A 13,379-nucleotide genomic window follows, 5' to 3' on the forward strand; every position below is an offset into this window, starting at 1 on the left:
GGCCCGCTCTCGAGGCTCGCGCTGACGAGCCCCGATCACATCACCGCAGGCCAGAGCCGCTTTTCACAAGTTGCGCCACGACCTCAACATGTGAAGTCATCGGGAACATGTCCAGGGCACGCAGCGAGCGCAGGTGGTAGCCGAACTTCTGGAACGTCGCGACGTCGCGGGCCAGGGCGGCCGGGTCGCAGGCGACGTAGGCCACGGCGCGCGGGGAGCGCTCGACGACCTGCTCGACGACGAGCGCGCGGGCGCCCTCGCGGGGCGGGTCGAGGACGACCAGGTCGACCGAGGAGTACGCCGGCGGCAGCGGGTCGGCCAGCACCCGGTCGACCGCGCCGCACTCGACGTCGACCCCCTCGAGGCCGGCCAGGTTGGCGCGGGCGTGCCTGCTGGCGGTCCGGTCGCCCTCGACGGACAGGACCCGGCCGGTCGGTCCGACGGCCTCGGCGAGGTAGCGCGCGAACAGCCCGACCCCGGAGTACAGGTCCAGGGCGGTCTCGCCGCGCCGCGGCTGAAGCAGGTCCAGGACCGTCTCGACCAGGATCCGCGGCGCCCCCGGGTGCACCTGCCAGAACCCGTCCGCCTCCACGGCGAAGACGTGCTCGCCGCCGTGCCGCGGCACGTCGACCCGCTCCCCCACGACCGTGGACAGCGCGGTCGCGTGCCGGTCCAGGGTGGTGCCGGCCCGGCTGATCGCGCGGGCGTCCGGCCGGGTGATCAGGCAGTCGTCGATCGAGACCACCTCGCGGGAGCGGTACTTGCGCAGCCCCCGTTGGCCGCGCGGCCCGATCGCCCACTGGATCCGGGTTCGCCAGCGCAGCCCGCCCTCCATCTCCGGGGAGTCCGCCGGCAGCGGCTCGACCTCGACGTGCACCTCGGCCCGGGCGAGCCGGCCGAGCTGCTCGCGGACCACGGCCGCCTTCAGCTCGCGCTGGCGCGGCAGCGCCACGTGCTGGAAGTCGCAGCCACCACAGCGGCCGGGGCCGGCGTACGGGCACGGCGGCTCGACCCGGTCCCGGGACGCCTCGAGCACCTCGACGGCATCGCCGCGCCAGAACCGGTCGCCCTCGGTGCCCTCGGTGATCTCCACGACCACGCGCTCGCCCGGGATCGCGTGCCGCACGAACACCACCCGCGGCCGGTCCGAGGGGCCGTCCGCCGTGCCGTCGAGCCGGACGATGCAGTGCCCGCCATGCGCGATCGGGCCGACCACGGCCTCGAACCGCTCGCCGACGCGGGAGCCGCCGCGAGCCCTGCGCGGTCGCGGCTGCCGGGTCACGGCTGGATCTGCCGGTCCGAGTCGTGCCGCGACCGCGGGTCACCCAGCCGGTAGTCGGTGGGCCGGGTCCAGACGCCGATCCGCTCCTCCCGCTCCCGGGCCAGCTCCGAGGAGCGCAGCTGGTAGGGCACCGAGGTGACCATGACGCCGGGCGCGAAGAGCAGCCGGCCCTTGAGCCGCAGCGCCGTCTGGTTGTGCAGCAGCTGCTCCCACCAGCGGCCCACGACGTACTCCGGGATGTAGACCGCGACCACGCCGCGCGGGTTCGCCCTGCGGATCTCGGTGGCGTACTCGACGATCGGCCGGACCAGCTCGCGGTAGGGCGAGTGCAGGACCTTGAGGGGTACGCCGAGGTTGCGCTCGTCCCACTCCTCGAGCAGCCGGTTGGTGGCCGCCTGGTCGACCGAGACGTAGACGCCCTCGAGCACGTTGGGCCGGGTCGCCTTGGCGAACGCGAGCGCGCGCAGGGTCGGCTTGTGCAGCTTGGAGACCAGCACGATCGCGTGCACCCGGGTCGGGAGGACCTTGTCCTCCTCGTCGGCGGCCAGCTCGTCGTTGACGCTGTCGTAGTGGCGCCGGATCGCGCGCATCCCCGCGAAGAAGAACAGCATCGCGAGGATCGTGATCCACGCCCCGGCGAGGAACTTGGTGATCAGGACGACCACCAGCACGACCGCGGTGAAGGTGAGCCCGATGGCGTTGATGGTCCGTGAGCGGACCATCCGCCGGCGGACCGCCGGGTCCCGCTCGGTCTGCAGGTGCCTGGTCCAGTGCCGGATCATCCCGAGCTGGCTGAGGTTGAACGAGACGAACACCCCGACGATGTAGAGCTGGATCAGCCGGGTCGTCTCGGCGTTGAACACCTGGATCAGGGCGATCGCCATCACGGCGAGGAACACGATGCCGTTGCTGTAGGCGAGCCGGTCGCCGCGGGCGCCGAGGGCCCGCGGGGCGTACCCGTCCTTGGCCAGGATCGACCCGAGCACCGGGAAGCCGTTGAACGCGGTGTTCGCGGCCAGCACCAGGATCACGCCGGTGACGGTCACGACCAGGTAGAAGCCGGCCGGGAAGTCGTGGAACACGGCGTCCGCGATCTGGGCGATCACCGTGTGCTGGTCGTAGCCGGCCGGCAGCGGCTCGCCGTTGCGGGTGAGCCGGTCCACGTCGCTCGGGTCGACCAGCTGGAGGCCCATCTGCTTGGCGAGCACGATGACGCTGATCATCATCGTGATCGCGATCGCGCCGAGCAGGAACAGCGTGGTCGCCGCATTCCTGCTCTTCGGCCTGCGGAACGCCGGCACGCCGTTCGAGATCGCCTCGACGCCGGTCAGCGCCGCACAGCCGGAGGAGAAGGCCCGCGCCAGGAGGAACAGCAGCGCGAAGGTCGTCATCGAGTCGCCGTAGCCGGGCGCGGAGGTCATGTCCAGGTCGGCGCTCGCCGCCTGCGGCAGCCGCCCCTCGGCCAGCTCGAGCAGCCCGTAGCCGCACATCCCGAGGATCGCGACCATGAACGCGTAGGTCGGGATCGCGAAGAACGTGCCCGACTCCCGGATCCCGCGCAGGTTGATCGCCATCAGCAGGACCACCATCGCGGTCGCGAAGGTGGCCTCGTGGCCGCTGAGCGCGTCGATGGCGGACGCGGCGTACTGGGCCCCCGAGGAGATCGACACCGCGACCGTGAGCACGTAGTCGACCAACAGCGCGCTGGCCACGGTGGTGCCGGCGGTCGGGCCCAGGTTGACCGTCGCGACCTCGTAGTCGCCGCCGCCGCTGGGGTAGGCGTGCACGGTCTGCCGGTACGACGCGACCACGGCCGCCATCACCAGCGCGACCGCGATGCCGATCTTCCACGACCAGACGTACGCCGACGCGCCCGCCAGCGACAGCATGATGAAGACCTCGTCCGGGGCGTAGGCCACCGAGGACAGCGCGTCGCTGGCGAACACTGGTAGCGCGATCCGCTTGGGGAGGAGCGTCTCCCCCAGCTGGGAGCTGCGCAGCTTGCGCCCCAGCAGGATCCGCTTCGATACGTCGCCGACACTCACGACCGGCAAGGCTAGACCCTCCGCACCGCTCCTGTAGCGTCTGCGACGTGCACGTCGTGATCATGGGCTGCGGGCGGGTCGGCTCGACGCTGGCCCGCAGTCTCGAGGACCGCAACCACACCGTCTCGGTGATCGACAGCGAGCCGGACGCGTTCCGCCGCCTCGGCCCGGGGTTCAACGGGGACAAGGTGACCGGCCAGGGCTTCGACCAGGAGGTCCTGGAGAAGGCCGGCATCCGCCGCGCCGACGCGTTCGCCGCGGTCTCCAGCGGTGACAACTCCAACATCATCGCCGCCCGCGTGGCGCGGGAGACCTTCGGCATCCAGCAGGTCGTGGCCCGCATCTACGACCCGGGCCGCGCCGAGGTCTACCAGCGGCTCGGCATCACCACCGTCGCGACCGTGAAGTGGACCGCCGACCAGGTGCTGCGCCGGCTGCTGCCGGCCGGGGCCGAGCCCGACTTCCGCGACCCGTCCGGCACCATCCGGCTCGACCAGCTCCCCGCGCCGGAGTCGTGGATCGGGCACCGGACCGTGCACTTCCAGGAGCAGGTCGGCTGCCGGATCGCGTGGATCGACCGGCTCGGCGAGGGCATGCTGCCCACCCGCGAGAGCGTGATCCAGGAGGGCGACATCCTCCACGTCACGATGCGTGAGGACAACGCCCCGCACGCCTACCAGGTCATCGATCGCGGACCCGACGAAAGCTGAGTGAGCCATGCGTGTCGCCATCGCCGGAGCCGGGGCGGTCGGTCGCTCGATCGCCCGGGAGCTGATCATCAACGGCCACGAGATCCTGCTCATCGACAAGGACCCCGACTCGATCAAGCCCGAGCGGGTCCCGGACGCCGAGTGGCTGCTCGCCGACTGCTGCGAGCTCTCCTCGTTGGAGGAGGCACGCCTGGACCAGTGCGACGTGGTGATCGCCGCGACCGGCGACGACAAGGCCAACCTGGTGGTCTCGCTGCTCGCGAAGACCGAGTTCGGCGTGCCCCGCACCGTCGGGCGGGTCAACCACCCCAACAACGAGTGGCTGTTCACCGAGGCCTGGGGCGTCGACGTCAACGTCTCGACCCCGCGGATCATGTCCGCGCTGGTCGAGGAGGCGGTCACCGTCGGCGACCTCGTGCGGCTGTTCACGTTCCGCCAGGGCAACGCGAACCTGGTCGAGATGACCCTCCCCGCCGACTCGCCGTACGTCGGCCAGCCGGCGGGGCTGATCCCGTTCCCGGAGAACTGCGCACTGGTGACCATCTTGCGCGACGGCCAGGTCTACGTCCCCGACGCCGAGCAGCCCGTCGAAGCCGGCGACGAGCTGCTGTTCGTGGTGTCCGCCGACATCGAGAAGGACCTGGAGCGCCTGCTCGCCCCCACCGCCCACGGCGGATAGCCGATCAGGCCCCGGACCCCTCGGAGACCGGGGTCTTGTTGCGGGTCAGCACCCAGGCCATCCCGGCCAGGGCCGCCAGCTGGAGCGGCCAGCCCATCCCGATCTTGAGGATGCCCAACGCGGCGACCGCGGAGTCGGGGTCGATCGACCCGGCCTTGCCGCCGAACCAGATCGGCGCCTGGACGGCGACCCGGATCGCGCACGGGATCGCCAGCAGCCAGGTCAGCGTCGTGCACAGGCGGACGATCTGGCGGTCCTGGTGCCAGGCGGTCGGCTCCCCGGTGACACTGCCGACCATGAACCCGACCAGCGGCCAGCCGATCAGGCAGGTCAGCGACAGCACGACCGTGTAGACGCTGTTGTAGATCAATCCGGGCAGGAAGTAGGCGAGCGCCTGGTCGTTCACGCTCCCGCCCTGGCGGGCCGAGATCGTCACGAACACCCAACCGATGCCGATGCCGAACAGCGCGTTGAGGCAGAACTGCACGGTGGTGCGCTGGACCACCCGCACCAGCAGCAGCACCACCGCGACCGCGACGCTCGACACCAGCGCGAGCCGCAGCTCCCTGGTCGAGAGCCACAGGACGGTGAAGATGATCGTGGGTACGGCGGCCTCCACCATGCCGCGTCGCCCGCCGAGGGCGCGCGAGATCTGGGCCCGGACCACCGCCTCGACGGTGTCGACGCTGGGTGGGGTGTGTCCCGGGACGGCCTCGCTCACGGAATCAGCTCGTAGCGCGGGTTGTAGATGATCCGGTGCCCGTCGTGCCGGCCGATGCGGCCCCGGACCTCCAGGGAGCGGCCCGGCTGGATGCCGGTGATCCGGCGCCGGCCGAGCCAGATCACCGTGAGCGTGCCGGTGCCGTCGTACAGCTCGGCCTCCAGCGCCGGGACCCCGCCGCGGGGTCGCAGCGTCACGGTCCGCAGGGTGCCGCGCAGCCGCACCTGCTCCCGGTCCGGAGCGTCGCCGATCCGGTCGCACGCCTCTCCGGCGTAGGCCCGGCGCATGTCCCGGGCGTGCTGGTCGTTCGTGTTAGCCCACCGGCTGATGCTGCGGCGCAGCCGGCTCTTCTCCGCCATGTGAGAAGCCTAGGTGCTCGGACGCTCGACGAGCTGCTCGCGCGGCGGCATCGCCAGCGGGAGTGCGGCACCGACCGGCATCGCCTGTGCGCCCCGGCGGATCACGATCTGCTCGATCGCCTCCTCCCACGGCGCCGCGGCGGCGTCGTCCTGGGCCGGGCGGCCCATCAGGGTGGCCCGCAGCATCCAGCGCGAGCCGTTCACCCCGATCACCCGGGACGGCTGGGTGCCGGTGCGGCCGTCCTGGGTGCGGACGGTCACCTGGCACACGAGCTCGGGGCCGAACCGGCCCTCGCGCTCGGTCGCGGTGCCGCCGCGCTGGGCGTAGTCGGCCGCGAGTCGCGGCCGGATCTCGCTCCACAGGTCGCCGCCGCGCGGGGCGGCGAACGCGCGCAGCTCGAGGGCGCCCTCCGGACCGGCGAGCACGACCGCCTGGACCTCCTCCTCGTCCTCGTCGACCTGGAGGCGCAGCTCGAGGTCACGGCCCGGGGCGACCAGCATCGAGCCGAGGTCGACCCGGGGGACGTCGTCCTCTGCGGGGAGGTCGTCGATGTCGAAGGGGCCGGACGGGACGACGAGGTCCGCGGCCTCGGACCCGGCCGAGATCTCGGACGCCGCCTCGGCGTCGGCAGACTTGCGACGGAACTTCACGAGCACTCCTCAGACGGGATCAGAAACCACCGGTAGAACCGTAACCCCCGGCACCACGGACCGAAGCGGGGAGTTCCCCCACCTCGGTGAACCGGGCGCGCTCGACGCGCTGCACGACGAGCTGGGCGATCCGGTCGCCGCGGCGCAGCTCGATCGGCTCGCGCGGATCGTGGTTGACCAGCATCACCTTGATCTCGCCCCGGTAGCCGGCGTCGATGGTGCCCGGCGTGTTGACGATCGACAGCCCGTGCCGGGCCGCGAGGCCGGAGCGCGGGTGCACGAAGGCGGCGTACCCCTCGGGCAGGGCGAGCGCGATGCCGGTCGGCACCATCGCCCGCTCCCCCGGCGCCAGGGTCACGTCCACGGTCGTGAGCAGGTCGGCGCCCGCGTCGCCGGGATGGGCGTACGCCGGCAGCGGGAGGCCCGGGTCGAGCCGCTGCACCGGGATCTCGAGGTCGCTGGTCACGTCGCGGGACCCTACCGCCCGGCCCCCGGCCGAGGAATGGAAGGATTCCGCCCGTGACCCTCACCCCCGTCTACAGCGAGCGCCTGGGCGTGCCGCTGCGGTGGTGGGTGCAGGGCACGATGCTGGTCGCCACCCTCTGGCTGGCGGTCGTGGTCGCGCTGCCCGCGCTGGTCGCATGGCTGGTGACCGCGGTCGCCCTCGGGCTGTTGGCCTTCCTGTTCTGGTCCTACGGGTCGCCGCGCATCGTCGTCGGCGACGGCAGCTTCCGCGCCGGCCGCGCCCACATCCCCGCCGGCTTCCTCGGCACGGCGATCGCCCTGGACGCCGAGGAGACCCACCGGGCCGCGGGCGTCGATGCCGACGCCCGCGCCTACCTGCTGCTGCGCCCCTACCTCAAGCGCGCCGTCCGGGTGGAGATCATCGACCCGGCCGACCCGGCGCCGTACTGGCTGGTGGGCACCCGCCACCCCGAGGAGCTGGCCCGCGCCCTGACCGCGCTGACGCACGCCGGCTGACGCCACGAGTCGGCCGGGCGCGCCCTGGGTACTGTTCGGCCATGGCATCTGGAGGATCCAAGGTCTGGACCGTGTTCTCGCTCGTGTCCGCGCTCGGTGCGGCCGCGTTCGCCAAGAAGGCGATCGACAAGTCGTGGACGATCGCGACCGGCAAGAAGCCGCCGGAGAACCCGGCCGACCCGGACGTGGACATCTGGGAGGCCGTGGCCTGGGCGGTCGCGAGCGGTACGGCGATCGGGCTCGCCCGGATGGTCGCCCAACGCCGGGCGGCGTCGTACTACGCCCGCTCCACCGGCCACCTGCCCCCCGACCTGCGCAAGGACCACCAGAGCGCCTGAGCCGGCGCGTCTTGCCCGCTCAGGCGCAGTCGCGGCAGATCATCTTCTTGGGGTCGGCGAGCTGGCTGCGGTGGTGGACCAGGAAGCAGCTCATGCAGGTGAACTCGTCGTCCTGCTTCGGCTTGACCTCCACGGCGAGCTCCTCGTGGGAGAGGTCGGCGCCGGGCAGCTCGAAGGACTCGGCGGCCTCCGCCTCGTCCTCGTCGACCTTGCCGGAGTTCTTGTCGTGACGGCGCGCCTTGAGCTCTTCGATGCTCTCCTCGGACTGCTCGTCCTCGTTCTTGCGCGGTGCGTCGTAGTCAGTCGCCATCCGTCACTCACTCCCCTGGAACCTGCTGCCCCACGTCTGTTCGGTCCTGCCTTCGTCGCATCGTCGGCGCGGCAGATTGTGCACCATCCGGGCCGGATCTCCCACACCGCATCCACGTCGCGGATCAGGAACATCGGGTGACGAGCCCCTATTCCCCCCGGAACCGCCCCTCATTCGGCGTGTTGCACGCCTGAATCGGCCGTGAAACCGGCTTCCTGAACCGCCTCGAGGAAATCGTCGAAGCCGTGTGTCGGAGCACACACCACCAGGTCGCTGCCGCCGACTCCGGGCCGGTGCTCGAGACGCGCGCCGGCGAGTTCGGCGAGCAGGCCACCGGCGGCGTGGTCCCACAGGTTGACGCCCTCCTCGACGTACCCGTCCAGCGCGCCCTCGGCCAGGTGGCACAGGTCGAGCGCGCACGACCCGGAGCGGCGGATGTCGCGGATCCGGGTGATCAGCCGGGCGACGGCGGCGGCCTGCAGGCCGCGGATCCGGGAGTCGTAGTTGAAGCCGGTGCCGACCAGGCGCAGGCGCAGCGGCGTCGGAGCGCGTACGGCGAGCGGCTCGCCGTCCCGGGTCGCCCGGGCGGGGGCGCCGCCGTGCTCGGCCCGGTCGGCGCGGTGCCCGACGTACTCGGTGCGCCGCGCCACGTTGATGACCACGCCGGCCACGACCTCCCCGTCGCGCTCGGCGGCGATGGAGACGGCGTACTGCGGCAGGTCGTAGAGGAAGTTCACGGTGCCGTCGATCGGGTCGACGATCCAGCGGATGCCGCTGGTGCTGGCGACGTCGTCGCCCTCCTCGCCGAGGAAGCCGTCGTCGGGGCGCCGGGCCGCGACCAGCCGGCGGATCAGGGCCTCGCTGGCCCGGTCCGCCTCGGTGACGATGTCCACCTCGCTGGACTTGGTGGCCGCGACCGTCACGCCGGCCGCGCGGCGACCGCGGACCAGCTCGGCCGCCTCCCGCGCCACCTCGAGCGCCAGGTCGGCCAGGTCGGCGTTGGACGGCCCAGCGTTGGACGGCTCAGCGTGCGACGGCAGGGTGGTCACGAGTCGGCGCCCGCGAGTGCCGGCCGCTCGGCGCGCGGGTTCGCGCAGCAGCCCGCCGGGCACCGGTCCCAGCAGGCCGGCCAGCGGCCGACGCTGGCGCGCACCACGTCCTCGCCCCGCTCGACCGCGGCCCGCTCGAGCACCAGGTCGCGCACCGCCGCGACGAACCGCGGGTCGATCCCCACCGTCGCCGCGCGGGTGGTGGGCAGGCCGAGCCGGGCCGCCGTGCGCATCGCCTCGACGTCGAGGTCGTAGACCACCTCCATGTGGTCGGACACGAAGCCGATCGGGACCAGCACCACCGCCGGCGCGCCGTCCTGGTGCAGCCGCTCGAGGTGGTCGTTGACGTCCGGCTCGAGCCACGGGACGTGCGGGGCACCGGACCGCGAGCAGTACACCAGCGCGTGCCGATGCCGGTGGCCGGTCTCCTGGCGTACGCGCTCGACGATCTCGTCGGCGACGCTGAGGTGCTGGTCGACGTAGGCCCCGCCCTCCGGCCCGCTGGCGGCGTTCATCGCCTCCGGCAGCGAGTGGGTCACGAACACCAGGTGCGCCTCCTCGCGGACCTGCTCGGGCAGGTCCGCGAGCGCGGCGAGGGTGGCGTCGACCATCGGCTCGACGAAGCCCGGGTGGTTGAACGGGTGCCGCAGCTTGTCCAGCACCGGCGCGTCCTCGAGGTCCTCCCCCAGGGCGGCGACCGCGTCGTAGAGGTTCTCGCGGTACTGCCGGCAGCTGGAGTACGACGCGTACGCGCTGGTGACGAAGCACGCGGCGCGGGTGATGCCGTCGGCGGCCATCTCGCGGATCGTGTCGGCGAGGAGCGGGTCCCAGTTGCGGTTGCCCCAGTAGACCGGGAGGTCCAGCCCGGCGCCGGCGAGGTCGTCGCGCAGCGCGGCGAGGAACGCCCGGTTCTGGTCGTTGATCGGGGACCGCCCACCGAACTCGTAGTAGTGCTGCCCGACCTCCTCCAGCCGCTCGCGCGGGATGCCGCGGCCGCGGGTCACGTTCTCGAGGAACGGCACCACGTCCTCGGGGCGTTCGGGTCCGCCGAAGGACACCAGCAGGACGGCGTCGTACGGGCTGGGGTCGGGGGTCATGCGACTCATCGTAGGGAGCCGCCGATAACGATTCGTGGGCGGCGGTCCCCCAGCCCTAGGCTCGAGACGATGCTCACGTCCTACCGCCGGATCCTCGCGGAGCCCGGCGCCCTCCGCTTCTCGACGGCCGGCCTGTTCGCCCGGCTGCCGATCTCGATGGTGGGCCTGGGCATCGTGCTGCTGGTCTCCGCGGCCACCGGGTCGTACGGCGTCGCCGGTGCCGTCTCGGCCGCGTACATGCTGGCCAACGCCGGGTTCGCGATCCTTCAGGGCCGACTCCTCGACGCGGTCGGCCAGGGCCGGGTCCTCAGTCTCGCCGCCGCCGGCTTCGGGGTCTCGATCTCGCTGCTGGTCTGGTCGGTGCAGGCGGACTGGCCGATCGCGACGTCGTACGTCTTCGCGGCGATCGGCGGCGCGTGCCTTCCGCAGGTGGGCTCGTGCGTGCGCGCCCGGTGGTCCCACGTGCTCCCGCGGCCCGCGGACGTGCAGACGGCGTTCGCGCTCGAGGCCGTGCTCGACGAGGCGGTCTTCATCCTCGGTCCGATCCTGGTCACCGTGCTGGCGACCGCCTGGCACCCGATGGCCGGGATCCTGGTCGGGGTGGTCGCCTGCGTCGTGGGCACGCTGGCGTTCGCCGCCCAGCGTGGGACCGAGCCGCCGGCCCACCCACGGTCCGGGATCGCCGGCTCGCGGCCGGTGATGCCGTGGCGCACCGTGGCGGCCCTCGCGGTCGTGTGCGCGGCGCTCGGAGTGCTGTTCGGCGCCGCCGAGGTGACCACCGTGGCGTTCGCCGAGGAGCACGGCCACAAGTCGTGGTCGGGGGCCCTGCTGGCGCTGTGGGCGCTGGGCAGCCTCACCGCCGGGGTGCTCACCGGGGCGATCCCCTGGCGCGTCGGGCCCGCCGTGCGGGTGCGGTGGGGCGCCTTCGCGATGGCCTGCGCGATGGTGCCGCTGACGTTCATCGGGACGATCCCGCTGATGGGTCTCGTGCTGTTCGTCGCGGGCTTCGCGATCGCGCCGACGATGATCGCGACGATGTCGCTGACCGAGGCGACGGTGCCGCCCGCACGGCTGACGGAGGGGATGGCGATCATGCAGACCGGGCTGGTCGCGGGCGTCGCGCCGGGCGCCACGCTGAGCGGCCTCGTGGTCGACCACCAGGGCGCGTCGGCGGCGTACCTCGTCGCGGCCGCCGCGGGCCTGGTCGCGGCCGCGGCCGCCCAGGCACTCCCCCGGCAGCGCACCGCCATCGCCGCGTGAGCGGGCCGACCAGCGGATGGACGAACTGGGCGGGGATCGAGTCGGCGCAGCCGGCGCGGACCTCGCCTTGCGCGGCCGCTTCGACCCCGACCGGGTCTTCGCCGACCCCTACCTGCGGCGGGTCCTCGGCGCCTGACTACACCGACGCCGGGCCGGTCGGCACCGGTGCCTGCCAGTGCCGCCAGAGGGCCAGCAGCCGCCAGACGATGCACAGGCCGGCGCCGGTGACGACCACGACGCCGAGCGGCAGGTCGACGTGGGTGCCGACGACGACCACGACGGCGCCGGCCAGGGCCGGGGTGGCGTACAGCTCGCCGCGGAAGACCGCGGGCACGCGGGAGGCGAGCAGGTCGCGGATCACCCCGCCGCCGATGCCGGTCACCATCCCCATCAGCGCGGCCGGCGCCGGGCCGAGGCCGTAGTCCAGGGCCTTGAGGGCGCCGGTGACGCAGAACAGTCCGAGGCCGAACGCGTCGAAGACGTTGACGGCGCGCTCCACCCGGCCCAGCACCGGGTGGTAGAAGAACGCCAGCACCCCGGAGACGACCGGCACCAGCAGGTAGCGCCAGTCCTGCAGGGCGGCCGGCGGGGTGGCGTCGATGAGCACGTCGCGCAGGAAGCCACCGCCGAGGCCGGTCATGCCGGCCAGCACGAGGACCCCGAACACGTCGAGGCCCTTGCGCACGGCGACCAGGGCGCCGGTGATCGCGAAGACGAAGATGCCGACCAGGTCGAGGACGACCAGGGTGGTGGAGGGCTCGGGCGAGGGCATCCTCGGAGGCTAGCCCGCCTGCCGGGGCGCGCGGCGACGGTCCCGCGGAGGGGGCCCGCGCTGGCGTAGGCTCAGCGCACCGAAGACGCACCCGACGCGATGGGACAAGGAGCTCGACCACCGATGGCGCACCTCACGCTCGCCGGAGTGAGCGACGACGGGACGCGTCTGCGGCTGGTGGACGACGAGGGCGTCGAGCACACCGTGGACGTCGACGACCGCCTCCGGGCCGCGCTGCGCGGGGATCCGACCCGCCGATTGGAGACCAAGATGGACAGTGTCCTCCGTCCTCGCGACATCCAGGCCCGGATCCGCGCCGGGGAGACCCCCGAGGCGGTGGCCCAGGCCGCGCAGACGTCGGTCGACAAGATCATGGCGTTCGCGGCGCCCGTGCTCGCGGAGCGCCAGCACGTCGCGGAGCGCGCGCAGCGCTCGTCGGTACGCCGCACCGACGGCGGCCACGCCGCGAGCGGGGCCCGCACCCTCGGCGACGCCGCCGCCAGCCACCTGCGGTCCGCCAACGTCGACCCGGAGACCGTCGAGTGGGACGCGTGGCGGCGCGAGGACGGCCGCTGGTCGCTGACCGCGTCGTACTCCTCCCCCGAGCGCAGCGGCACCGCCGAGCTGACCTTCGACGCCCCCGGCAACTACGTCACCCTCGACAACGAGGACGCCCGGTGGCTGGTCGGCGAGGCCGTCGCCGCGGCCCCGCCCGCGCAGGACGACCTGCGGCACGCGCGCCAGCGCCGGCTCAGTGCCGTCGGCGACCTCGACCAGGAGCTCCCGCTGGGCGAGGACGCGATCGGCCTGGTCTCCGAGCAGCCGGTCGAGGCGTTCCTCGACGACGAGCCGCCGGCCGACCCCGAGGTCGCCGCCGAGGCGGCCGAGCTGCGGGAGGAGGCCGTCCAGGCCGCCGCCGAGGACGACCTGCACCGCGGGGAGCTGGAGGAGGAGCAGCCACCCGCGGAGCACCACCACGAGCCGCCCGTGCGCCGCCCGGTGAAGAAGACCCGCGGCCGCGCCTCGGTGCCGAGCTGGGACGAGATCATGTTCGGGCCGAGCGGAAGCGACGGCGCGTAGCGCCCTCGCCCACGCCCCTGTCCAGGGCCGCGACCCGCGGGTAAC

The 13,379-nt window shown here is 73.1% G+C and carries 16 protein-coding genes; 6 read left to right on the plus strand and 10 right to left on the minus strand.

Features of this window, described 5'->3' with window-relative positions; genetic code table 11:
- Positions 1-40 precede the first annotated feature (40 nt).
- Positions 41-1,282 carry a class I SAM-dependent RNA methyltransferase gene (locus tag NOCA_RS16170; protein ID WP_011756340.1) on the minus strand — a complete coding sequence of 414 codons (1,242 nt, stop codon included), beginning with the start codon at positions 1,280-1,282 and terminating at the stop codon, positions 41-43.
- Positions 1,279-3,327, minus strand: coding sequence for an APC family permease (locus NOCA_RS16175; protein ID WP_140404039.1), 2,049 nt, complete (start codon positions 3,325-3,327; stop codon positions 1,279-1,281). The genes NOCA_RS16170 and NOCA_RS16175 overlap by 4 nt, the downstream gene beginning before the upstream one ends.
- 62 nt (positions 3,328-3,389) lie before the next feature.
- Between NOCA_RS16175 and NOCA_RS16180 the strand changes: the two genes are divergently transcribed.
- Both NOCA_RS16180 and NOCA_RS16185 read left to right on the plus strand, forming a co-directional pair.
- Positions 3,390-4,037 (plus strand): potassium channel family protein, encoded by a 648-nt coding sequence (locus NOCA_RS16180; protein WP_443189699.1) that lies wholly within the window; start codon positions 3,390-3,392, stop codon positions 4,035-4,037.
- A 7-nt stretch (positions 4,038-4,044) separates the two neighbouring features.
- Positions 4,045-4,716, plus strand: a complete 672-nt coding sequence (locus NOCA_RS16185; protein WP_011756343.1) for a potassium channel family protein — start codon at positions 4,045-4,047, stop codon at positions 4,714-4,716.
- A 4-nt stretch (positions 4,717-4,720) separates the two neighbouring features.
- Here the strand turns inward: NOCA_RS16185 and NOCA_RS16190 are convergent, their stop codons facing one another.
- Genes NOCA_RS16190 through dut form a run of 4 tightly spaced genes read right to left on the minus strand, consistent with a single transcriptional unit; the run spans position 4,721 to position 6,913 of the window.
- A complete protein-coding gene (locus NOCA_RS16190; RefSeq protein ID WP_011756344.1) occupies positions 4,721-5,437 on the minus strand; it encodes a DUF3159 domain-containing protein in 717 nt (238 codons plus the stop codon).
- Entirely contained in the window at positions 5,434-5,796 is a 363-nt protein-coding gene (locus tag NOCA_RS16195) for an OB-fold nucleic acid binding domain-containing protein (RefSeq protein WP_011756345.1), read from the minus strand. The genes NOCA_RS16190 and NOCA_RS16195 overlap by 4 nt, the downstream gene beginning before the upstream one ends.
- Before the next feature lie 9 nt (positions 5,797-5,805).
- Positions 5,806-6,447 carry a DUF3710 domain-containing protein gene (locus NOCA_RS16200; protein WP_011756346.1) on the minus strand — a complete coding sequence of 214 codons (642 nt, stop codon included), beginning with the start codon at positions 6,445-6,447 and terminating at the stop codon, positions 5,806-5,808.
- Between the two features lie 19 nt (positions 6,448-6,466).
- Positions 6,467-6,913: a dUTP diphosphatase gene (gene dut / locus NOCA_RS16205; protein WP_011756347.1), complete on the minus strand. Its 447-nt coding sequence runs from the start codon at positions 6,911-6,913 to the stop codon at positions 6,467-6,469.
- 53 nt (positions 6,914-6,966) lie between these two features.
- Between dut and NOCA_RS16210 the strand changes: the two genes are divergently transcribed.
- Complete coding sequence (locus NOCA_RS16210; RefSeq protein ID WP_011756348.1) at positions 6,967-7,428, plus strand: DUF3093 domain-containing protein; 462 nt, start codon at positions 6,967-6,969, stop codon at positions 7,426-7,428.
- A 41-nt stretch (positions 7,429-7,469) separates the two neighbouring features.
- Entirely contained in the window at positions 7,470-7,766 is a 297-nt protein-coding gene (locus tag NOCA_RS16215) for a DUF4235 domain-containing protein (RefSeq protein WP_011756349.1), read from the plus strand.
- A 19-nt stretch (positions 7,767-7,785) separates the two neighbouring features.
- Here the strand turns inward: NOCA_RS16215 and NOCA_RS16220 are convergent, their stop codons facing one another.
- The 3 genes from NOCA_RS16220 to NOCA_RS16230 all read right to left on the minus strand — a co-directional run bounded on the left by NOCA_RS16220 (position 7,786) and on the right by NOCA_RS16230 (position 10,222).
- Positions 7,786-8,076 carry a DUF4193 domain-containing protein gene (locus tag NOCA_RS16220; RefSeq protein WP_011756350.1) on the minus strand — a complete coding sequence of 97 codons (291 nt, stop codon included), beginning with the start codon at positions 8,074-8,076 and terminating at the stop codon, positions 7,786-7,788.
- 170 nt (positions 8,077-8,246) lie between these two features.
- Positions 8,247-9,125: an inositol monophosphatase family protein gene (locus NOCA_RS16225; RefSeq protein ID WP_011756351.1), complete on the minus strand. Its 879-nt coding sequence runs from the start codon at positions 9,123-9,125 to the stop codon at positions 8,247-8,249.
- Positions 9,122-10,222 carry a ferrochelatase gene (locus NOCA_RS16230; protein WP_011756352.1) on the minus strand — a complete coding sequence of 367 codons (1,101 nt, stop codon included), beginning with the start codon at positions 10,220-10,222 and terminating at the stop codon, positions 9,122-9,124. The genes NOCA_RS16225 and NOCA_RS16230 overlap by 4 nt, the downstream gene beginning before the upstream one ends.
- A 69-nt stretch (positions 10,223-10,291) precedes the next feature.
- Between NOCA_RS16230 and NOCA_RS16235 the strand changes: the two genes are divergently transcribed.
- Positions 10,292-11,482, plus strand: coding sequence for an MFS transporter (locus NOCA_RS16235; protein WP_011756353.1), 1,191 nt, complete (start codon positions 10,292-10,294; stop codon positions 11,480-11,482).
- 136 nt (positions 11,483-11,618) lie between these two features.
- On the opposite strand, the gene NOCA_RS16240 is transcribed toward NOCA_RS16235, so the two are convergent.
- Positions 11,619-12,254: a trimeric intracellular cation channel family protein gene (locus tag NOCA_RS16240; protein ID WP_011756354.1), complete on the minus strand. Its 636-nt coding sequence runs from the start codon at positions 12,252-12,254 to the stop codon at positions 11,619-11,621.
- Positions 12,255-12,377: 123 nt separating this feature from the next.
- Here NOCA_RS16240 and sepH point away from each other — a divergent pair, with 123 nt between their 5' ends.
- On the plus strand, positions 12,378-13,334 hold the full coding sequence (sepH, locus tag NOCA_RS25935) for a septation protein SepH (protein ID WP_011756355.1): 957 nt from the start codon (positions 12,378-12,380) through the stop codon (positions 13,332-13,334).
- The last annotated feature ends 45 nt before the right edge of the window (positions 13,335-13,379 follow it).

The organism is Nocardioides sp. JS614 (assembly GCF_000015265.1).
Lineage (GTDB): Bacteria > Actinomycetota > Actinomycetes > Propionibacteriales > Nocardioidaceae > Nocardioides.